Below are 22,361 nucleotides of genomic sequence, written 5' to 3' on the forward strand. Positions count from 1 at the left end.
GATATTTATTGTATGTTGAAACTAGCGTTGGCGCGTTCGATAGCGGTAAGGGATATCCAGGTGTCAAATAGGGCAATGTTGGATTGAAGCTGCGCATCTACCCATTGGTTCTGGGCATCAAGCAGCTCTATATAAATGGCCATTCCCTCTTTGTAGAGCTTGGTCATGTCATTATAATAGGTCTGACTGGTTTTGAGTTGCGATTGGGCTGCCCGGTACTGAGCTGAAGCGCTTTGCAGGTTTGCCCTGCGCACGTTCAGTTCGGTAAGCAGTTGCTGCGTAACATGATCGGCCTGTGCCGACACAGCCCGTTCACTGGCGATAGCCTGTTTTATCTTATAACTGTTCCGTCCTGAGGAGAACAGGTTCCATTCCAATGAAACGCCCAATAGATAATATCTGCTTTTCTGGTTAAACTTCCAGTCAAAGGCCTGGGAACCCAGATCGAGCGAAGTGCCAACTTTAGGTATGAGATAAGATTTGGCAAGGCCGGTAAGGTTTTTATTTATTCCTTTGGCAATCTCAAGCTTCGCCAGTTCCTCACGGCCATTAACATCATTAAGCAACAGATTATCCTGGGCGGGCAGTAATGGAACATCATCGGTCAGAATGGGATCCGTTAATGGCCTGTTCAGTAGAAAGTTGAAATAATAACGGGCAGATTCCTCTGTTTTTTGGGCAGTAGTAAGCGATGCGTTTATTTTTGACACCTCGTTCTGGCTACGGATCACGGCTGTACGGTTGATCTTGTTGTTCTCAAAGAGTTTCCGGTTTACCCTTTCACCTTCTTCGAGCAGTTTCAGAAAGGATTGATAGATCCTTATGGCATTGGTGGCTTTAAGATAGTTATAATATGCCGTCTTGATTTCTTTGACCAGTTCGCGTTTATACATCAGTATTTCCGCTTTCTGCAGGTCTACTTGTTGTGCTTTGATCCTTTTGTTGTATACCAGTTCGGCATTCAGGATGGGAAGACTGGTGCGGAACTTGGCATCGTAGAAATTATCGGGATTGAGCAGTATACTCTGGTTCTCCAGCTGGGGGAAAGAGTTACTTCCTGTGAGCTGGTTCAACGTGGCGTAGGTGGCATTAAAAAGATCGCCTGTAGGAAAATCAATTGTTCTGCCTCCGTCGGCTTTCGTATAAGTTGTAGAAAAGGTTACGCTGGGCAGGAACATGCTTTTTGCCTCTTGTAGGGCATAGATGTTCTTTTCCAAAAGGAAGTTTTGCTCCTTGATGCTCTGGTTTGACGCTAACCCCTGTGAGATATAGTCATTCAAACGATTTTGGGCACTTAGCCCCAATGGGAGCAAGATGACTGAGAGCTGTACGATCGTCAGTCTGTAAATAGTAGGCAGATTTCGAAGATAATTAATCATTGTATTAAATTTAAACAGTGTTCAATATTATGGCAAAAAAAAGGTTTTACCCTTTTTCCAGGAGCTTAACCAAACAAGCGTAACCATTGTCCATGAGCGCTTCATTTGTCTTGTTCGTAAAACTTACGGTCCGGTCCTTACAGAACAGGGCGCAGATCCCGTGTATGGCGGAGAGGAACATAAAAGCGAAATAATCAGTATCCATATCCGTGAACCGGCCATTGTCCTGACATTGTCTTATCAGGTTATGCAGGTGGCTGATGGCGCTCTGAGCGATTTGAAAACCACCTTCTTCACCGCTTTTTAATGGTTCTTCAACCATAAACATGAGGTTATAATAATCTTTATTTTCCTGAGCAAACTGAATAAATACACGACCAACGGCTTTTAACCGTTCGAATGGATCTACGACTGAATCCAGTACATGAAGCTGTTTAAGCAACAGATTAAAGCCTTCTTTATGGAGCTCATGGAAGATTTCACCTTTATCCTTAAAATGGAAATAAATCACCCCTGCACTATAGCTGATCTCACTGGCGATGTTGCGCATACTGGTCTGCTCATAGCCGTTCTGAAGAAATACTTTTCTAGCACCATTTAATATGCGCTGCCTCATTTCTTGCTTTTCTCTTTGCTTTCTTTCTGTAATGCCCATGGATAAAATAATTTAAAAAGATATTAGCCTGATTTAGGAAATAACTTTTTCATTTGCAACTGCTCATTTTAATTGACCGTACAAATGTATTGAACACCGTTCAATAAAACAAATGTTTTTTTTAAATGATTGTATATTTTACTTAACCTTGATGATTTTGCTTCTTTCGTTCCCGTAGAAAAGCTGAAGAACAAGGTATAGGTCGATATAAAGAGCCGTACTGTGATCAATGTTAGACCGCATTTGATTTATGCATTAACTTTACTAAAAATGGTGTAGGAGTCATTCGAGCCAAAGCCCATTCAACACTAATCGAATGAGCTTATCTAATATATTTTGATTCTATTATATTCTGTATCCGCCAGAAACTACTATTCTTTTAGTATTAATCCATTTGGAATCGTCTGTACAAAGGAATGTTACTACACTTCCAATCTGAAAACTGGGAAAGGGAACTGGTACTGGATGAAAAGGGAGAAGCTTTTGCCTGTTTGCAGAATAAAGCAAGGTGGTTTTTTAGTGTAATATATTTATTTAGACTAATTTTAGATAATGTTTTTATCTTTGCCGAATATTTAGTCATCCTTATTGTATTATTTGATGAAATCATTGTACTTATTGGCCTGCTTTTTATTTGCAGGCAATATTGTTTTTGCCCAGACTTCCGGAAAGATATCTGGTAAAGTTCTTTTAGTCGATGGCCTGCCTTATGCATCAGCCTCTGTGACTGTTTTGGAAATCAGAAAAACCACGCTGACCGACGAGCAGGGAAGCTACAGTTTTTCCGGCATCGAACCTGGAAATTATACGGTGAGAATTCAGCTACTGGGATTTCCGCAGAAAGATTTAAAAGTAACTGTTGCTAACGGTGAGACCACGAGGGCAGACTACAGGCTCGAAAAGGAGAACGTACAGGCCCTTCAGGAAGTTACCGTTGCCGGTACGACCAATAAATTCATACAGAAGGAAAGCATGTATATTGCGAGGCTTCCACTTAAAAACCTGGAGAATCCACAGGTATACAATTCTGTTCCAAAAGCTTTGTTTCAGGAACAAATGGCACTGGATTTAGGAAGTATTGCCAAGAACGTACCGGGCGCAGGCATCCCAATGATTGCCAATCAGGGACGCGTGACGTTCCGTTCACGTGGTTTCGATACGGAGCCCAATGCCCGTAACGGGGTAGCCGGTGCAGCTTTTTCTTTCATTGATCCAGCGAATTTAGAACGTATTGAAGCCATCAAAGGGCCGTCTGCTACACTTTTCGGTAACAGCATTGCTAGTAGTTATGGTGGTTTGTATAACCGTGTAACCAAAAAACCTTACAACGGTTTTGGCGGTGAGGTAGCTTATACTACTGGGAGCTGGAACCTAAACAGGCTTACCGTTGACGTGAATACACCAATCAATGCCGATAGGACTGCTTTGTTCCGGTTAAACGGTGCAACTACCTGGGAGCACAGTTTTCAGGATCTTGGCTATACCAACAGCATGAGCATTGCCCCAAGCTTCTCTTATCAGATTACAGACCGTTTATCGCTGCTGCTGGATGTGGAATTTGGACAAGCCAAGGGAACTTCAGTCGTACGTTTAAATCCCTACGTGGCCGTTCCTACAGGTACCGCCGAGATTACAAGATCAATTGCCGATATCGGTTTTCCATACAACAAAACTTTCCTGAGCAATGATCTGACCTATAAAACCCAGATGATGAACATCTTTGGCCAGATTAATTATAAGATATCTGAAGAATGGACATCTCAGACCATTCTTTCAAGGGCGCGTTCTTCGATCAGTGGAGATATTACCGCGCTTAACGGAAGAAGTGAGACCACCATCCGCCCCAATGTAATTGTAGGCTACACCCAGTTTATAGCTACAGATTTTCAGCAGAATTTTATTGGTGATTTCAAGATCGCCGGACACCGTAACCGCTTAGTGGTTGGATTGGATTATTATAATAACTATAACGATTTCGACCGTGTTACGGTCAATCTTCCTGATGTAGACTTTATCAATACACCTGCGAGTTACCGTGTGAGTCAGTTTAAGGTAGATTCTTTGACTTCAAGAGGAGTGTTACGAAAGGAAACCAACCGAGACAATACCTACGCTGTTTATGCTTCAGATGTATTCAGCATTACAGAACGTTTGAATGCAATGATGAGCTTAAGGGTAAACCGCTACCAATATAAAGGTGTTTATAATATTTCTACGGGCCAGACTTCAGGTGGTTTAGGCGCAGGCGGGGTACAAAACGGGCCATTTAATCAGACCAGTTTATCTCCGAAATTTGGATTGGTATATGAGGTATACAAAGATCATGTTTCGCTTTTTGGGAACTATATGAACGGCTTTTTTAATAAAAGCGGTGTAGCAAGAGACGGAAGTGCGTTTAAGGCCGAATATGCCGACCAACTTGAATTTGGCGTAAAAGCCGATATCTTCGACCATAAATTGGTCGGTACGGTGAGTTACTATGACATTAAGGTCAAAAATATGCTGCGACCTGATCCGGTTGATCCCAATAATTACAGTGTCCAGGATGGCTCGCAGCTGAGCAGGGGGTTGGAAATCGAGTTAACGGCAAATCCAATTGCAGGATTAAACATTGTTGCAGGCTATGCTTATAACGACAGCAAGCTCACCGCCGCTGCAGACCCACGCAATAATGGTTTGCGCCCTGGGCAGTCTGGTCCGCCAAACACCTACAACTTTTGGGTCAGTTACCGCATACCTATGGGTAAATTCAGTGGTCTTGGTGCGGGTGTAGGCGGCAATATCGGTGATATGTCTTATTATACGAATGCTTATCCTACGCTTACGAGCGGTTTATCCAAGTTTATTATCCCATCGTATAAGATATTCGATGCAAGTGTTTTTTACGATCATACAAAATTCCGTATCGGCTTAAAAGTAGATAACTTAACCAGTGAAAAGGCTTGGTCTGTACGCCTTACCCCACAGGCACCGGCGAGGTTCACAGGGAACTTCATCCTAAAGTTTTAAGCTTAACCAAAAGAAAAAGGTTTCTGGATATGCATATCCAGAAACCTTTTTTATTTAGCTGTTATTTTAATTAAGCTGTAGCTGCTTTTTTCTTCTTCTTTCTCCGTCCGAGGTAAATCAATAAGCTTGTAATACCTGACGATTGACCATAAAATGCCGGAAGCAACGACAGCGTATCATCCAACCGAGATCATTTCAATTTTATGCTGTTCGGGAGTAACTTATTCTACTTTTTTTATCAGCCTCGCTGGGCATCGGAGCTACCTCATATTTGCAATTCCATTCTTTTATACTTTCTAAAATTGGCAAAAAAGCTACGCCTTTTTCAGACAACTTATATTCTACCCTGGGCGGTAATTCCTTATAGGCTATCCTTTCCAGCAATCCATCTTCTTCCAATTCTTTAAGTTGTTCGGTTAGTACTTTCCTTGAAATGTGTGGTATAATGGAATCCAGCTGACCAAAACGAACGGTGCGGGTTGAAATTACATTGATAATGATCGGCTTCCATTTATTACCAATGGTGCCAATAGCTCTCGTGAACGGGCAATTCGAATTACAAAATCTTTCGTCTCTCATATCTTTTAAAAATTGTGGTAACCTGTGCGTAACCAGTATCTATGATAATGGTTACAAATATAAACTAATGATAGTAACTTTGAGAAACAAATTTAATATTAAATTAAAAATGAACAGATTAACAAATAAAGTAGCTGTAATTACAGGCGGAAATAGCGGCATTGGATTGGGCATTGCACTAGAATTCAAGAATGAAGGTGCAAAGGGAGTTATTGTTGGCAGAAATCAGGAAACGTTAGATAGCGCTGTGGCGAAACTGGGGGATGATTTTATCGCCATCAATGCCGATGTGACCAATTTGGCCGACCTGGAGAGCGTGTTTGCTACCACCGCTGAAAAATTTGGTAAAATTGACGTGATCGTCGCCAACGCTGGTGGTGGCGCTGTAGGAACGGTGGCAACGACCAGTGAAACCGACTTTGACCAGGCCATTGAACTGAACCTGAAAAGTGTTTATTTCACCGTTCAGAAAGCACTGCCCTATATGAATGATGGTGCTTCTATTATTCTGATCGGATCAAACGCGGCACACCGGGCCTATGCGAATTTTACGCTTTATGGCGCTGCCAAAGCAGCGGTGATCTATTTAGCAAAAGGATTTTCAAGCGACCTTTTAGATAGAAAGATCAGGGTAAATGTCATTACACCAGGTACAACAGATACACCGGCATTTGACAAGTTTGTTCCTGCAGAACAAATGGAAGCAGTAAAAAAACACTTTGCAGATCAAATGCCGATAGGCAGGATCGGGCAACCGACTGACATTGGTAAAACAGCGGTTTTCCTGGCCTCTGATGATTCTTCGTTTATGTTGGGTGCCGAACTTCTTGTGGATGGCGGTATGACTTATTTATCAAAATAATTAAATAATTCTTAAAATGAATAATTCACAAAACAACGTAGCAAAAAGTTACGCAATTATCGGCTTTGGTAAGATTGGCAAGGCCTTGGCGAAGGCGTTCGCTCGTAAAGGCATCGAAGTATCCATTGCTACCACGCGTAACCCGGAAAGTTTTGCATCCGAGGCCGCCGCAATCGGACCCAGTATCATTCCCACCACACTGGCGGAAGCCCTGAAGGCAAACGTCATCTTTTTAGCGGTGCGTTTTGAGTCGCATGCAGATGTCGCAAAGACGCTGCCCAACTGGCAGGGGAAAATCATCGTCGATGTGACCAACGCCTATGGCGTACCGCTTGAGCAACTGGGAGGACAGCCTTCTGCAAGTGTCGTTGCCCAAGCCTTCACCGGCGGTAGGCTGGTGAAAGGCTTCAACCATTTGGGCGCTGCCATTCTTGAGCAAGATCCTGCCGTACATGGTGGAAGCAGAGTAGTTTATCTGGCAAGCGATGATGACACTGCAGCAGCTGAGATCGGTGAACTTGCAAAAAATCTCGGTTTTTCACCAATCCAATTAGGTGGGCTTTCGGAAGGTGGACTTCTTGTGCAGGCGCAGGGAAATAGCTGGGGTAAATTGATCTTTAAGGATCTGATCAAGTTCGACTTATAAAATCAAATATTAAATTATAAAATCATGAGTAAATTAATAAACAAAGTAGCAGTAGTTACCGGTGCTTCGAAAGGAATAGGCGCAGCGATCGCAAAACATTTCGCGGCAGCAGGCGCAAAAGTTGTTGTAAATTATGCCTCAAGTAAGGAAGGCGCAGATAAAGTGGTGAAAGCCATAACCGACAATGGTGGCATGGCCATTGCGATACAGGCTGATGTTTCGAATGAAGCCGATGTAACCAGGCTGTTTGAAGAAACAAAACAGGCTTTCGGTACCTTGGACATTTTGGTCAACAATGCGGTTTATCAGGGATATGCACCTATTGAACTGATATCTGCAGAAACATTTCATAATAGTTTCAATGTTAATGTACTTGGCCCCATACTAACTATCCAAGCAGCTTTGAAACTGTTTGGCGATAAGGGTGGGAATGTCATCAATATCAGTTCGGGTGCCAGCAAGATGCCTCTTCCGGGAGCTTCTTTATATTCTGCAACTAAAGCCGCATTAGATGCCATAACGATCTCTTTGTCAAAAGAGCTGGGTGCAAAAAACATTCGTATCAATTCTATTTTGCCGGGTGCTACAGAAACAGAAGGTGCAATTAGTGCGGGTGTCACCGCTGGCAGTGAGTATGAAAAAATGTTCATTGCCAATACACCGCTCGGTCGCAGAGGTAAGCCCGAAGACATTGCTAAAGCCGCAGTATTCCTTGCTTCCGATGAGTCGGCTTGGATTACGGGAGAGCAGATTTCCGTTTCGGGCGGTATGTATGGTTTTTAAATTGATAAACTCAAAAAAGAAAGACTGCTTTAAACCCCTTTAAGGATAACTTAGAGGGGTTTTCGTAGTGCTAAATAAATCTAAGAACATTGTGGTAACTATACTTAAATCATATAACAACCATCTTTTTAGACATTTTCTCTACTTTCAGCTATTGACCAATCATTTTATAATCAATATTTTTACGCGCTAACGCTCTATACCCAATGATGTTAACACGCATACTCCTGTTTCTGTTCTTCTGGTCGTTTATTATTAAAGTACAAGCTCAGGCTCCAGTGAATGACGATATAAAAACAGCCACACCAATTAAAAACATTACGGTATACTGTTCTAACGATGCCGCCTTTACCAGTATTAATGCTACACCAAGTGGTTATAGAAAGGGCTTTTTTTGGAATAGCGAGGGAAAAGACATCTGGTATAGCTTTACAGCCATTGGTACCGATATTACGGCCACGGTAACCGGGCAATCGGTAGGAAACAGCAACACATTGGTTAATCCGCTCATTGCCTTTTACACATACAAAGACAATGTACTTACCGAACAGATCGGTTCGATGACTTCAGAAAGTAATATTACAATGGCTTATAAAGGTGGCTTGGTTATAGGTGAAACTTATTATCTGCGTATCAGTGCAGATAATAATGCCACAGGAAGTTTTAAGCTCTGTGTAAACAGCTACAATCCGCCGAATAAACCTGGTCAGGATTTCACATCTGCTTCTTACCTATGCAGTAAAGACAGTTTTACCGAGCTTAAAGTAACGGGTGCAGGCCCAAACAACCACGAAGCTGCCGGTACCTGTTTAAGCGTCGAATCGAACAGTGCCTGGTATACCTGGATAGCAGCCAATAATGGTACTTTAGGTTTTACCATTACGCCTACTGCTGTTACCGATGATATAGATTGGGTATTATTTGATTTAGGCCCCTCAACAAGCGCTGCCACACCATCTTCTGTTAATGCCATCCGCTGCGCTGCAGGTAGTGGTGTCGATTGCAGTCCGAGGTATTACATTACAGGCGCCAACAGCGCTTCGGCAGACCTAACTGAGCACGGTGGCTGTTCCCCGGATCAAGATGGTTTTGTAAAGGCAGTAGATATGATTGAAGGTCACCAGTATGCTTTGCTGATCGACAATTTTTCGAACAGAAACAACGGTTTTAGTCTCGCCTTTGATGGTAACGGGGAATTTGCAGGACCAAAATCAGCTATAAATATAAAAACCGAGAATGCCTGTCTCAGTACACAAAAATTTATATTTACAGCCGATGCCAGTAACTACAGCAGCTTAAAATGGAGCTTTGGTGAAGGTGCCAGCATTGCCAATGCCAGTACCACAGGTCCTGTTGAAATTACTTATGCTACGCCAGGTACCAAAACAGTAGTGCTCGAAGCCTTTTCTGTAAGGGGATGCCGCACCGTAAGCAGTTATTCTTTTTATGTGGCTTTAAAACCCGATAAACCAATTATTTCTGCCAATAGAACCAATTTTTGCTTGGGTACAACGATGGAACTTAGCATAGCAGAAGTACCGGATGCTACCTACCAATGGACTGGGCCTGCCAATTTTAGCGACTCAACAGCAGTAATTAGTGTACCCATAACCGATTTTGCACAGGCCGGCGACTATGCGGTAACCGTAAAAGTGGGCAATTGTTATAGCGAAATGGCCACAATCAATATTCCAACCATCGTGAGAAACCCTGTAGCAGATTTCAAGACAGATCCTATTGTGCCTGGTAAATTTGCAGCCCCTGTTCCCATCACTTTTTTAAACCATTCGCGAAATGCCGATTATTTTGAATGGAGTTTTGGTGATGATGAAATCTCTTCCGATTACCAGCCCACACATGTTTACCAGAAAAAAGGAAATTATACTGTAATACTTAAGGCTTTTACAAACAATGGCTGTGTAGATATATTTACGCTCCACAACCTGATGGTGCTGGATGGAAGTGAACTGCAGATCCCAAACTCTTTTTCGCCGAATGGAGATGGCATTAACGACCTGCTGAATATTAATGTAAGCAATTTAAAAAGATTTAATTTTAAAATCTTTAACCGTTATGGTGATGAAGTTTTCTTTACTACTAATATTTTCGACTCCTGGGATGGTACCTGGCGTAATAAACCTGTACCGGTTGGCGCTTACTATTATGTACTAAACGGAACCAACGTTTTTAATCAAGAGGTGCGTTTTACGGGGTCTATTACATTGATCAGATAACTACCATTGCCGTTGCGGACATACCACTTTATAAACGTTATTGAGCAATAAACCCAACACAATTTCATGGCTCCCTTTACTGGCCTGATTAAGCGTAGAAGTGGTAACATCATAACTATAGCTGAGGTTAAAGAGGTGGCTGATATTAAAACCAGCCATCATATTTAAGGCATCCTGTTTTCTATAACCTGCACCAATCCAGATGCGGTCTTTAAAACCCATCTTTACATTTATATCTACCGATAGCGGTATGTTTGGTGTGTACTTAAACAATAAGGAAGGAGTAATATTCAGATCTTCGGCCAGGTAAAACTTATAACCACTATTAAGAAAAACATGCTGAACCTGTTTGCCTGTTTGATATTGTTTATCTCCAGAAAAGCTTAATTTCTGTGGCAAAATCTGCTGCACGGAAAGTCCCGAAAAAAAATTGGCTCCATACAACCATGCGCCTACAGAAAGATCGGGTAAAAGCCTCGCATTAACGGCATTGTTTAAAGCCGGATCCTGTGGATTTTCGAACAGAAGGGCATTAATATCGATCGCTATGCGGCTGATACCGCCGGCAACGCCCAATGAAAGATTTAATTGATTGTTTAACTGCAAGTGGTAGGCATAACTCATATCAAAAGTAGTGGTAGTGAGCTGACCAGCTTTATCGGATACGGCGATAAAACCTACGCCATGGTGTGCAGGAGAAGCAGTGTAGTTTTGGGTATAACTCCTGGCACGTGGATCATTACCATCCGTTTCAAATGATAAGGCATTAGACCACAAGTATTCATCGCCAAGTGCCCAATGTGCAGATACAAAAGCCGTTTTAGGTGCATCCTGCAATCCAGCCCATTGCTGCCTGTACCCCACTTTTACATCCGTATAGTTTTCAATGCCACTTAGCGCAGGGTTTAACAGGTAACTATTAAGCAGATATTGGGTATACTGTGGCCGTTGCTGTGCGTAAAGCCTTACATTTGCACACAATATTAACAACAGCAGCCACTTTTTCATTACCGGTTTTTATTTACTATTTGGTTCTACCCACGTTACTATTTGTCTAGCTTTTTCTCTAATAAGCGAAGACGTAACTCCTGCTTTTTTACATCATTGAGCAATTCGCCATATTGTTTATCTTTTTCGATCAAATGCAGCGTAAGCTCCTCTATCTTTTTCAGTAACAGTTTGTTCATCTCTCCAACTGCGATTCCATCTCGTTCAAATTCTTTTGCAGATGGTATTTCGGGAAGGTGTTTGTTCGCTTTGATATACCTTTCGAGCTCTGCCAAGGTTACAACCTTATAATTTTCTTCAAATACATAATCAGGTGCATTGGTACCATCTACCCTGATTTCGTTGGCCTTAATTTTACCGTTAACGGTGAGTTTTTCATTTGGAAAAAGCGTACCAATTCCAACCCGTCCGTTTAAATCCATAAACATGGCCGTATGATAATCGAGCATTTCATAACTGGTTTTGCCCTGTGCATATTGAAATTGCAGACCAGGTCCGCCATTATCAATATTGGCCATTAATCTTATACCATAAGAACTTTCTGTTGAGTTATGGTTAACCATTTCTAAAGCAGAATTTCCATTCCCTAACTGCCCAAGTTGGATTCTCTCAAAATTGTAAGTACCAGGAACGAGAACATACTTTGGCTGATTAGAATTATTGAAATCACCTAATTGTAGTAATGCCATCGGATTTTTTGTTCCTATGCCAACGTTGCCATCCCATGCTAACCTCATTTTTTCTGTTTCACCCGAATAAAAAGATAAAGCGGTTTTATTACTGTGCAAATTCTCTGCTACACTGGCTATACCTGCCCATTTATCATCTCCTATATATCCTGAATAAAACTTTACCCCATTAATATCGCCAGGGTTAAAAGCATTGGTTCGCAAGCTTAATGGCCAGCCGCTACCAGTGGTTTGTACCTCAAGCTTCGAAGTCGGAGTAAGTGTTCCCAGGCCTAAGTTACCTCCCGAAAGCATCATAAAAGTTTGTCCCATATCTCCCCACATCTGCGCTCCTGTAACAGGGTTTCGCTCCCACCACGTCCTGGTATTTACCTGTGGCTGTAAAAAAGAAACATCCACCGCAATACCGTCATGTAATGATGTAGTAAGCCAATCGTTACCAGCTTGATTGCGATAAAGCCATATTTTGCGCATCATATTATTACTTACTGTTGAGCCGCCGATATTCGATATTTCGAATATGTCGCCCTTAGCAATTCCTAACTGGGCCTTTACACTATTTAAAAAGCTGCCTAAGAATGTTAATAGCAATATTATTTTCTTCATTTTGTTATTTTCTGGCTTTAAATAATGTTTCCAGCTTTGCAATTCTTTCTTCCTGCGATTGATTTTTTTCTTTTTCCTGAGCAAGTTGTTTATCCTTTTCAATCAGATGCAACGTAAGCTCTTCTATCTTTTTTAGTAACAATTTGTTCATCTCTCCAACTGCGATTCCATCTCGTTCAAATTCTTTTGCAGAAGGCACTTCGGGTAGGTGTTTGTTCTTTTTAATATAGCTTTCCAACGCTTCCAACGTTGCAATCTTGTAGCTATCTTCAAATACATAATCGGGTGCCCCCTGCCCATCCACTCTGATCTCGTTCGCTTTTATTTTGCCATTAACGGTAAGCCTTTCAGTTGGTGTAGTTATACCAATTCCAACGTAGCCTAGTGCAGTACCATCTGTTTTTGTTGCTAAAATGGTACTGCCATTCATCGATTTGATCACATCCAAATCGCCCCCATCAGCATTACTATTAACTCCACTTCCATACTGGTAAACACTTCTTAATGCCCAGTTTTTTGCACCTGTAATGCCTGCATACCCTAGGGCAACTATGTTTACTACATTTTTTGCAGGAAAAGCACCTTGATCCAGAATAAGCCTAAAATTACCGTTTACAACCAGTTTTTCGCTGGCTTCAGTAGTGCCTATTCCAACATTTCCATTTTGTAAAAAACTAAAAACATAGGGTTACCGGCATTAGAAAAATTACCTGTATGCCCGCCGAAACCATAATCCATTGCCTGCAATTTAAACACTCCGTTGCTTGTTCCCATTTTAAATGATGATATACCTGGCTGATGAAAAGTGATAACAGGCTGGTTGGCTTTAATTTCGAACAATTCTTCTGGTGTTCTAGTACCGATCCCAACATTCCCGTTAGGAGCTACAGCAAGGCCATTGGTGTACGAATTGTTGCTAAAAAAGGCCACTCCTTCGCTTGAGCCAATTACTGCGGTGCCATTGTGATCGGCTCCTGTTACACTGATATTCCCGCCCCATATGTCTAGTTTTTCTCTTGGAGATAAAGTATTAACCCCCATATTTCCATTTAGATCGATATATGTTCGAGGAAGGCCTCCAGTAAAAAACTTGATTCCAGAATAAGAAGACAGGTAAGCATAAGGTGGCCAATCTACAGATTCATTATACCAACCAAGGCTATAAAAAGATACATCTTTTCCCAGATAGTTAAAGTGATCATTTGGTGCAACAGCAATACCTGCCTGGTTAGCATTGGTATTAAAGGTTTGCGCACAAAGGTTAAATCCAGATAGACACAACAAAAAGCTTAAGAAAATCTTACTTAAGTGATAATAGCTCATGATGATTATTTTTTATTCTTTTCTAATTTCAACAGCCGCTTTTGCACATCAATAAGTACCTTATCCTTTTCAATCAGATGCAACGTAAGCTCTTCTATTTTTTTCAACAACAGTTTGTTCATCTCCCCAACTGCCATTCCATCGCGTTCAAACTCCTTTGCAGATGGCATTTCAGGCAGGTGTTTGTTCGCTTTAATATAACTTTCCAACGCTTGTAGCGTTTCAACTTTATATCCATCATCAAACACATAATCAGGAGCATTGGTACCGTCTACCCTGATTTCGTTGGCTTTTATTTTGCCGTTAACGGTAAGTCTTTCTGTAGGATTGGTTACACCAATACCCACATTACCCCAGGGATCTATCCGCATGCGTTCTGTATTGTTATTGGTACTAAAGGTCATAAAGCCACCCGTTTGACTACCACCCCTATAAAAATTCACCGCACTATTGGTTTGTCCGTAAAAACTATGTTCCAGGGCGAAAGTTTTGCCATTGTAATTCGAAAATGTGGTTTCATAACCTTTAATGCCAAGGTAAGTTCCGGTGCCAGACGCATCTCCTTCTGGCATTCTGGAAAGTACACTGGCCAGGCCACCAGAACCAGAATATGTGGCAACGTCCAATAGTGCCCTTGGGCTACCCGTACCTACCCCAACGTGACCAAAATAATCTATGGCTATTCCATTATTAAGCTGATTATTAGCAAAATAAGAAGTACCGCCCGAAGAAGATATGATTGCTGTTCCATTGTGATCTGTTCCGGTTACCGAAATATCACCACCCCAAACATCAAACTTAGTGCGTGGAGTGGTTAAACCCAATCCGATAAATCCGTTTTGTGCCATTACCAAATTAGGTATACTTCCCATTTGTTTGGAAAGAAAACCCAGTGATCGGGAATTTCCTTCCAGCTGGATTGAAAATTTTTCATCGCCTGGCACCCCTACATCCACACCCGAATCGGCTTCATTTTGTGCAAACACGATAGCATTTCGGGCACCAGAACCAAATGTCCAGGCATCATTTAGCGCCTGAAAACGTCCTGTTATGATAAAGCTTGTCCGCCCAAAATCAGTGGCATTATTCGTAAGGTAAAATTTAGTTGAAGCATCGAACCAGGAATCGCCCCTTACCTGAAAATGACCGATAGGATTTAGCGTATTCACGCCTGCCGGGCCTGTACTGGTAAAAGTATTTTGAGCTTTTACCGTGTTTAAGACCGAAATAATTAGACTGGCCAGGGCTGTAATGTGGGTTCGTACACTCATTTTTTTTGTGCTTTTAAAATTTGTTCAAGTTCCGTAATTTTAGTTTTCTGATCGAGTAAGAGGCGATCTCTCGTCAGGTTTTGTTTACGTTCTTCAATGATGTAAAGCGTAAGTTCTTCTATCTTTTTCAACAACAGCTTGTTCATCTCCCCAACAGCAATGCCATCACGCTCAAACTCTTTTGCCGAAGGCACTTCTGGCAAATGTTTGTTCGCTTTAATATAGCTTTCCAACTCTGCTAAGGTTGCAACTTTGTAACTATCCTCGAATACATAGTCAGGTGCACCAGAGCCATTAACCCTGATTTCGTTGGCTTTGATTTTTCCATTAACGGTAAATTTTTCTTCAGGTGTTATGGTTCCTATTCCCACATTTCCATTTGGTCTGATTGACATCGCAGTCATCTTACTATCCGCAACCTCAGGATTGAGATGCACATTAAAATTCAAAGCAATATTCTTAATGCCCGGATAGCCTGCACCAGGATATCCACAGCATAGCCATTCTGGCACGGCTTCGATGGATGCACCGAAATAGTTTGGCACAACATCTCTAAAGCCGGCAAAATGGATCCCTTTTAGGCCGTTACTGCTATCATAACTGCCCAATGTAATAAATTCGTCGCCGGCAATATGAAGTTTGCTAGCAGGAAGCGGGGTACCAATACCCAGGTTTCCATTTTTATTTATCGAAAATACTTCCTGCTCCGGACTTTGCCCGCCATTTAAAGAAAAAAAACCTAAACGCTCATAGTCGCTGTTGATGCTGTTCATTTCGATTCTGAAACGTCTTGAATTATCAGAAGCGTGAAAACCAATGCGTGGACGTTCGGGGCTTCAGCTCCAATAGCAACACCCGAGTTATTATCAAAATTGTAAGCCTTGATGTCGCCACCCGCAACCGCTAGCTTATAAGCAGGATTTTGTGTACCAATACCCAAACCTGCAGCAAAATACCCTTGTCCATCTGCCCGCACCGTAAAATTTGTTACGCCTGCTGTAACACCTTCATAAAAAAAATTACTCGGTCCGTTAGGATTATCCGTAATGGCTTTAAAAATCCCACCAGGAAAGCTGTAGGTTCCACCAGCCTGATGGCCGGTAAAAAAATTTTGCCCACCTGAGGTAAGCATGTATATCTTTCCGTTAAGGTTGCCATTGGTCTCGGTAAGTACCCTCGACCATTCGGTATTAGGCACATTATTGGTCTTTCTAAACCAAAGGCTCTGGTCAAAAAAGCTGCCCGCAAACTGCATGGCGAAATTATTGTTCACATTACTGTGCCGCACATCAAGCAAATGCCACCAACCATTTGCGCCTGCAGGAAAATTGACAGGATTATACGTTTCAAAAAAACCGGATATACCACCCATTTGGCCCGCATCATCTTTTGGTTTGGTTTCCTGCGCCAAAAGAAAATAAGGGATGCCTAAAAAAAATAAAAATGTAATAAATTTCATCATAACTTTGTTTGATATTTGCGACTCAAAAGAATTAAATGAGGTTAGTTATGCCTCCAACAGACGTAATGAGCCAATCTAAAATCTTCAATTAAAACCACAAAAAAAACCGTGTTTGATGAAACCAAGGGTTTTGACAGTCGAAAGCAATAAAGTAAATGACTAATCTATATATTGCTATCTCTTACTTTTCTCCAATTTCAATAATCTTTCCTGTACATTATTTAGCACTTTATCTTTTTCTATGAGGTGTAAAGTCAGCTCTTCTATTTTCTTTAACAGTAATTTATTCATTTCACCGAGTGCAATCCCATTTTCGGCAGCTTCAGAAGCCGATGGAATTTCGGGCAGGTGTTTGTTTTTTTTGATGTATTGCTCGATTTCTTTAAGTGATAAATTCTTGTAATCCTCCTCAAAAACATAATCGGGTGTTCCTGCACCATCAACCCTGATTTCTTTTGCTTTTATCTTACCGTTAACCGTAAATTTTTCTGAAGGGTTGTTAATACCGATACCAACATAACCAGAACCATCAATGGTAATATCATCACCATAATACCACTGTTGTCCGCTACCATTTTTATCGAACATTCTTCTGGTCCCTAAAATCATCCTTCCTGTAGCATTATAACTTTGATCGTTAGCGGCAACTGTAATAATCCGGCCCTGGCTATATATATTATTACCATCCGTATTGGCTGGTATGGCAAACTCCAGCTGCGCACCATTTATTTGAGACCTCCCCCCGGTATTGGCCTGAATTACCAGCCCACCTGAAGTGATTGGATTTTCGTTACCAGCATTTTTTGAAACCCCTGCATCAACAATATGGAGTTTACCATAAGGGCTGGTTGTACCAATACCCAAATTCCCTGCGGCGCTCCATATTCCGTTAGGCAATCCGATATTTGCCTTGCCAAATCCACCGTCGTAACCCAAATCAATCACTCCGTTACCTGCACGGATAAAATCAACCCTGTTACCCGAATCGTGAAAACCAATGGTGGCATAATCCTGGGCATTCAGGAGAAGCGTAGTTTTACTGATCCATTCCTGAAGGGTTGGTGAAGAGTTTTCTAAAATATTTCCCAAACTCATGTAACCATCTGTATTATGGCTAAGTACATGGCTCCCAATACCAGCGCACCTCCTTTTACATCAAGCCTGGCTTGGGGGCTTGCCGTTCCTATACCCACAAATTGATTATCGGAACGGATATGGAATAATGCATTGTACTGTGTGCCTCCTGTTTGATGGCTAATGGTAAAATCGTTTCCTGTTAAACCCGAATAACCAAGAGCCCAGTTTCCTTCGAAATTCCCGGTACTGGGATCATTTCTGGTAAAACGAAGACCCGACCAGCCATTGGGCCTTATTATGGTAAGCCCCTCGGCCCAACCTTCTTCAGCAGCCATAATCTTTAAATTACCCTCAAATACCCCCTTACCCATCACATGCAGCGGTACCTGTGGTGCAGTTGTTCCAATGCCCACTTTACCATCGCTTTCAGTTACAACTTTTACCCAGGGCTGTTGGGCATAATTATTGGTTTTACGCAGATAAAAGTTCTGATCGAAAAAGCTACCGGCAAGCTGCATGGCAAAATTATTGGCTCCGTTCGAATGCCTTACATCGAGCAAATGCCACCAACTGGAAGCTCCGGCCGGAAAGTTGATAGGTTCTGACGCTTCATAAAAACCAGCATTAACATTAGCCTGACCCGCATCATTGCGGAAAACGGTTTGCGAAAAGCTACATATTGGCAAAAGCAGTACCAAAAGCAGAAGTAATTTTAGTTTCATCTCATTGTTGTTTAGTTATGGCAGTTGCTAATCAGATAAGTTAATCCCAAAACAATGCGCCATTTTAAATATCAGACAATGTGGGCATTAAAAAAAACCTGATTGACGAAACCACGGTTTTTGATAGTTGAAAACCCTAAAGTAAATGACCAAATGTGTTGGTGTATTTGCTAGGTTCATAGCATAGATGGACTGAATAGTGATTGTTTAAATATATGTCATTAAATTTCTGATAGGGTTAAACAGCTAATTGGTTAACACAAAACGACAAACAGCTAATTGAAAACTGGTCTTTCCTATATTAAAAAGGTATGTTGAAAAGGATCTGGAAACGAATGGTTCCCTGTTTTTCGGGTAGTGTAGTCCCGCCATTCGCTACAATCTTTTTGTTGCGTTATCCCTGAGATTATCGAAGGGACAACAAAAAGGATTTCCGCTGTTGTCGGGTTTAGTTAAGAGGGCTTGTAGCTTTTGGCAGAGGTTGAATAGCGATTGTTTAAATATATGCTCTTTAAATTTCTGATATGGTTAATGCTTAAGCGATTAACTGAAAATTCCATCATCAAGACTTCTGTTTTTTATAAGCGTTGTATTGCTTAAACATTACATCGATATCATTGTATTTAATTTCTTTATCCTGAATTTTCTTTACCAATTCAGGAAAATCGGCAAAGGCTTCTGTTAGAATTTCCTTATAATTACCTCTTCTAAGTGGATAGGTTGTATCTCCATCCTGGTAAATATAAATTGCCATCTGGCCAGAAATAAAACTGGTAGATGTGGGTGTGTTGGTATAATTATTAGATGGGCTAGGGCCAATATGCCCCATCATGCTTGAAGTACTATAAGACACCGTATAGTAACAAAAAAACTTCCTTACGGGTGTAACTGCGATTAATGAACAGTAATGTTTTTCTAACTTTTCCCTTCCGTAATTTAAAACGACCAAACTATCCTCATTTATAAGTAGCGACGATACCGAATCTATTTTTATTTTCTGCTTCTTCGATGCTGCATTACTTTTAAAAGTAATGTACTTAACCAAGGGATGATGCGCAATGAGCCCGGATCTTTTTGTCCCGTGTAAATCATAATAAGATGCGGGCTTAAAATATTTGTCGGCCTGTGATTGTGCATTAAAGCTGATCGAACAAAGTAATATTAAGATAATAGTGTAACGCATAAGGAAGCTTTAATTTAGTCGTATTTTTGTCCTAATTTATATATTTTATGCTTAGTTCGTTATTTTCCTTTTTTAATTTTAGCAGAACGTCTAGCGCAAGTCTTAGCCCCTCGCCCCAAGCAAAGGCCTGACTTGTGCTTTAAAATCAAGCTCTAATTTAAAATTCATCCCCCAAGCTGGTGCGAGCTTGTAGCTCGTATCCAAATTAACTTAAATTATATCGATTTCTAACAAACCCTTTTCTCCAGAAAAATCTATTGCACTACTATACTTCCAATGATAATCTTCTGCTACAAAGCCTGCCTCAACCGGATTGTTGTGAATATAATCGACTTTTTGATCAATTACTTCATTTGACCACAGCTCAATAGGCTTATTATGCTGTTGCCAAAATTGGCCATTTGTTACATTACTGTTTTTCTCTCCTGCTCGTTTAAACATCCAAAGCAGCCACTCTCTTCTACTTTCTTGTATATTTTCACTAATCTCCTTTTGAAGTTTCTTGGATGTGTGTACTTTAAAATCGCGTAGTGTATCGCCTGGATTATTATTTTTTGCACTGAATATTAAATGTACATGGCTAGGCATTATGCACCAGCAATAAATTTCCATGCCTTTATTTTTTCGACAATAATCTAAGCCCGCTATCAAAATGTTAAAATATTGCAATCGAACAAAAACATCAATCCAATATACAGTTGCAAAGCTGACAAAATATAGGCCCTCTTTGTTATAAAACTTGTATTTTCTGCTCATTTTGTGCTATTATCTAATTTATAGCAATTTAGATAATCTATGATTATTATGCCTCGAAAATTATAAAAGTTTAGGATTGCGACTTTCTAAATTTTAGAACTATAGCTTTTTTATATTGGTACGAGTTAAAAACTCGCACCAGCACAATTTATCTAATTACAATCCACTCGGACTAGCAGGAGTAGGGGCACTTGAAAAGTAAAAAGCCCGGTCAAATCGCCAGGCTAGTAATTTATTATTTTAAGCACAAGTCAGCCGACACGCCGTTCTGTTCGCTAAGACTTGCGCTAGCGAGGGATTTCAGATATAAAATCCAAAACCCTATTGATATTTTTATTATCTGAAAATAAAGCACTTAAACTATCATCAATTATATCACAATCAATACTATCCAATTCCCAATTGTTATCAATTAGTTTAATACGAAAAGTAATAAGACTTCCCTTGTACAATCCACCCCAAACTTTTCTAATAAGACCATCTCTTTTTTCTGGGTTTAAATGAATAAATCCTGTGAAGCCCAATTCATTCAATCTAACATCATTCATACTTATTTTCTCTTAAATATAACATCAACTCCCGTATAATTCCCCCAAGCTGGTGCGAGCTTGTAGCTCGTATCCAAATTAACTTAAATTATATCGATTTCTAACAAACCTCTTTCTCCAGAAAAATCTATTGTACTACTATATCCAATGGTAATCTTCTGCTACAAAGCCTGCCTCAACCGGATTGTTGTGTCTCGAAAATTATGAAAGTTTAGGATTGCGACCTCCTAAATTTTAGAACCATAGCTTTTTTATATTGGTACGAGTTAAAAACTCGCACCAGCACAATTTTATCTAATTGCAATCCGCTCGGACTAGCAGGGGATTATTCACATTTTTTTAAAATCTCGATAAAAATCGATTTAATATCAAGGTCAGTTGCTATGTTGAATTCTATTCTATCATCAAATTGAGGAAGATAATGAGTTTTATTATTATTTCTTATACTCGGAATAAAATAAAGGCTGTTCCCCTCAAGAATAACTGTAAAGCTTTTAGCTACTTTTTCTATCTTACTTCCTTTTGTTAAGCCCAATAAACTGTAATAATCAGCTGGCGACAAAGCATCTTTCTCTTTTAAATTTTTACTGGATGCTTTTAAACACAGTAATAATTTTTCATTAAAACCAATATTTGATTCATTTTTGTCAATAGTTTCAACAAAACTAGTCGCTGACCAAACTCCTGATTTTAACTGCGAATAAGTCACTATTTTATAACAATCATTCAACTCATATACTACACTTCTCATTCTATTTTACTTTATTAAATTCAACATTAATATTTTTCTCCTTACCATATTCTTTTATTTGATTAAATATTTCTAATTGTGATTTTGTTGCAACTCCATTTTGGTAACCAACATCTAAACTTTTAGAATTATAATCCATAGGTGTTATACTTTTGCCACCTGCTTGACCAGATTTAAATTTTTCTAATGCATCTACATATTTTTTTAGGGTATTATACAAAAGCTTTCCTGATTTATAGGATTTTGATTTGAGATCGATTGATTTTATACTGGTTACTTCGTTACCATAAAGTTTATCAATTGTTGGGAAATTATTTGGTAAATTGCCACCTTTCATTTTTTCATAAGCAAATCCTCTAACATTTGGTTCAAACTGAAATATTGATGGGTTTTCTTTAAGTAAACCTTTATATAAAATAGCTGTGGAAGCTAAATGTCCCCAGCTTTCTGGATTTGACGGATCATTTATGACCCCTCCAATTGCCATCCCACTTCTAGCGCAAGTCTTAGCGCACTGGCCCAAGCGAAGGCCCGACTTGTGCTTTCGTTAAATGAACACACAAGTCTCTTTAAAAACTTCAAAGCACAAGTCAGCCGGTCCACCTTATCCTAAGCACTAAGACTTGCGCCAGTGAGGGCTAGGAATGTTTTTTATATTGGTACGAGTTAAAAACTCGCACCAGCACAATTTATCTAATTGCAATCCTCTCGGACTAGCAGCGCAATAAAAGCCAGGCTTATCAAACTCAAAATGCTGGAAAAGTAAAAAGCCCGGCAAAAGGCCAGGCTAAGATTATTAAACGCACAAGTCAGCCGGT

The 22,361-nt window shown here is 40.4% G+C and carries 22 protein-coding genes; 5 read left to right on the forward strand and 17 right to left on the reverse strand.

Going from position 1 to position 22,361, the window contains the following annotated elements; genetic code table 11:
* Window positions 1-5 precede the first annotated feature (5 nt).
* Both H9N25_RS11735 and H9N25_RS11740 read right to left on the reverse strand, forming a co-directional pair.
* Window positions 6-1,379 (reverse strand): TolC family protein, encoded by a 1,374-nt coding sequence (locus H9N25_RS11735; RefSeq protein WP_190329014.1) that lies wholly within the window; start codon window positions 1,377-1,379, stop codon window positions 6-8.
* Between the two features lie 46 nt (window positions 1,380-1,425).
* Window positions 1,426-2,034 (reverse strand): TetR/AcrR family transcriptional regulator, encoded by a 609-nt coding sequence (locus H9N25_RS11740; protein ID WP_190329015.1) that lies wholly within the window; start codon window positions 2,032-2,034, stop codon window positions 1,426-1,428.
* Between the two features lie 600 nt (window positions 2,035-2,634).
* On the opposite strand from H9N25_RS11740, the gene H9N25_RS11745 reads away from it, so the two are divergent.
* A complete protein-coding gene (locus H9N25_RS11745; protein ID WP_190329016.1) occupies window positions 2,635-5,043 on the forward strand; it encodes a TonB-dependent receptor in 2,409 nt (802 codons plus the stop codon).
* A gap of 201 nt (window positions 5,044-5,244) precedes the next feature.
* On the opposite strand, the gene H9N25_RS11750 is transcribed toward H9N25_RS11745, so the two are convergent.
* A complete protein-coding gene (locus tag H9N25_RS11750; protein WP_167294950.1) occupies window positions 5,245-5,622 on the reverse strand; it encodes a winged helix-turn-helix transcriptional regulator in 378 nt (125 codons plus the stop codon).
* A 109-nt stretch (window positions 5,623-5,731) separates the two neighbouring features.
* On the opposite strand from H9N25_RS11750, the gene H9N25_RS11755 reads away from it, so the two are divergent.
* From H9N25_RS11755 to H9N25_RS11770, 4 genes are all read left to right on the forward strand, one after another.
* Window positions 5,732-6,484 carry an SDR family NAD(P)-dependent oxidoreductase gene (locus H9N25_RS11755; protein ID WP_190329017.1) on the forward strand — a complete coding sequence of 251 codons (753 nt, stop codon included), beginning with the start codon at window positions 5,732-5,734 and terminating at the stop codon, window positions 6,482-6,484.
* 16 nt (window positions 6,485-6,500) lie between these two features.
* Window positions 6,501-7,130, forward strand: a complete 630-nt coding sequence (locus H9N25_RS11760) for an NADPH-dependent F420 reductase (RefSeq protein ID WP_190329018.1) — start codon at window positions 6,501-6,503, stop codon at window positions 7,128-7,130.
* Window positions 7,131-7,154: 24 nt separating this feature from the next.
* Window positions 7,155-7,913, forward strand: a complete 759-nt coding sequence (locus tag H9N25_RS11765; RefSeq protein WP_190329019.1) for an SDR family NAD(P)-dependent oxidoreductase — start codon at window positions 7,155-7,157, stop codon at window positions 7,911-7,913.
* Window positions 7,914-8,119: 206 nt separating this feature from the next.
* A complete protein-coding gene (locus H9N25_RS11770) occupies window positions 8,120-10,147 on the forward strand; it encodes a T9SS type B sorting domain-containing protein (protein ID WP_190329020.1) in 2,028 nt (675 codons plus the stop codon).
* Here the strand turns inward: H9N25_RS11770 and H9N25_RS11775 are convergent, their stop codons facing one another.
* From H9N25_RS11775 to H9N25_RS11840, 14 genes are all read right to left on the reverse strand, one after another.
* Window positions 10,148-11,155, reverse strand: a complete 1,008-nt coding sequence (locus H9N25_RS11775) for a PorP/SprF family type IX secretion system membrane protein (protein ID WP_190329021.1) — start codon at window positions 11,153-11,155, stop codon at window positions 10,148-10,150. It lies immediately after the preceding gene.
* Window positions 11,156-11,193: 38 nt separating this feature from the next.
* Window positions 11,194-12,450 (reverse strand): hypothetical protein, encoded by a 1,257-nt coding sequence (locus H9N25_RS11780; protein ID WP_190329022.1) that lies wholly within the window; start codon window positions 12,448-12,450, stop codon window positions 11,194-11,196.
* A 4-nt stretch (window positions 12,451-12,454) separates the two neighbouring features.
* Window positions 12,455-12,880: a hypothetical protein gene (locus H9N25_RS11785; protein WP_190329023.1), complete on the reverse strand. Its 426-nt coding sequence runs from the start codon at window positions 12,878-12,880 to the stop codon at window positions 12,455-12,457.
* A gap of 215 nt (window positions 12,881-13,095) precedes the next feature.
* Window positions 13,096-13,773, reverse strand: coding sequence for a hypothetical protein (locus H9N25_RS11790; protein WP_190329024.1), 678 nt, complete (start codon window positions 13,771-13,773; stop codon window positions 13,096-13,098).
* A gap of 5 nt (window positions 13,774-13,778) precedes the next feature.
* Entirely contained in the window at window positions 13,779-15,044 is a 1,266-nt protein-coding gene (locus H9N25_RS11795; RefSeq protein WP_190329025.1) for a hypothetical protein, read from the reverse strand.
* Window positions 15,041-15,817 (reverse strand): hypothetical protein, encoded by a 777-nt coding sequence (locus H9N25_RS11800; RefSeq protein ID WP_190329026.1) that lies wholly within the window; start codon window positions 15,815-15,817, stop codon window positions 15,041-15,043. The genes H9N25_RS11795 and H9N25_RS11800 overlap by 4 nt, the downstream gene beginning before the upstream one ends.
* Window positions 15,814-16,506: a hypothetical protein gene (locus tag H9N25_RS11805; RefSeq protein WP_190329027.1), complete on the reverse strand. Its 693-nt coding sequence runs from the start codon at window positions 16,504-16,506 to the stop codon at window positions 15,814-15,816. The genes H9N25_RS11800 and H9N25_RS11805 overlap by 4 nt, the downstream gene beginning before the upstream one ends.
* A 174-nt stretch (window positions 16,507-16,680) precedes the next feature.
* Entirely contained in the window at window positions 16,681-17,601 is a 921-nt protein-coding gene (locus H9N25_RS11810; protein ID WP_190329028.1) for a hypothetical protein, read from the reverse strand.
* Window positions 17,598-18,305: a hypothetical protein gene (locus H9N25_RS11815; RefSeq protein WP_190329029.1), complete on the reverse strand. Its 708-nt coding sequence runs from the start codon at window positions 18,303-18,305 to the stop codon at window positions 17,598-17,600. Before H9N25_RS11815 ends, H9N25_RS11810 begins: the two co-directional genes overlap by 4 nt.
* A gap of 562 nt (window positions 18,306-18,867) precedes the next feature.
* The gene (locus tag H9N25_RS11820) at window positions 18,868-19,488 is read right to left on the reverse strand and encodes a hypothetical protein (protein ID WP_190329030.1); all 621 of its coding nucleotides are present in this window, start codon (window positions 19,486-19,488) and stop codon (window positions 18,868-18,870) included.
* 210 nt (window positions 19,489-19,698) lie between these two features.
* Window positions 19,699-20,244 carry an REP-associated tyrosine transposase gene (locus H9N25_RS11825; RefSeq protein WP_190329031.1) on the reverse strand — a complete coding sequence of 182 codons (546 nt, stop codon included), beginning with the start codon at window positions 20,242-20,244 and terminating at the stop codon, window positions 19,699-19,701.
* Window positions 20,245-20,531: 287 nt separating this feature from the next.
* On the reverse strand, window positions 20,532-20,792 hold the full coding sequence (locus H9N25_RS11830) for a hypothetical protein (RefSeq protein WP_190329032.1): 261 nt from the start codon (window positions 20,790-20,792) through the stop codon (window positions 20,532-20,534).
* Window positions 20,793-21,117: 325 nt separating this feature from the next.
* A complete protein-coding gene (locus H9N25_RS11835) occupies window positions 21,118-21,543 on the reverse strand; it encodes a hypothetical protein (RefSeq protein ID WP_190329033.1) in 426 nt (141 codons plus the stop codon).
* Window position 21,544: 1 nt separating this feature from the next.
* Window positions 21,545-22,030: an endonuclease toxin domain-containing protein gene (locus tag H9N25_RS11840; RefSeq protein WP_190329034.1), complete on the reverse strand. Its 486-nt coding sequence runs from the start codon at window positions 22,028-22,030 to the stop codon at window positions 21,545-21,547.
* Window positions 22,031-22,361 lie beyond the last annotated feature (331 nt).

This window comes from Pedobacter riviphilus (genome assembly GCF_014692875.1).
Lineage (GTDB): Bacteria > Bacteroidota > Bacteroidia > Sphingobacteriales > Sphingobacteriaceae > Pedobacter > Pedobacter riviphilus.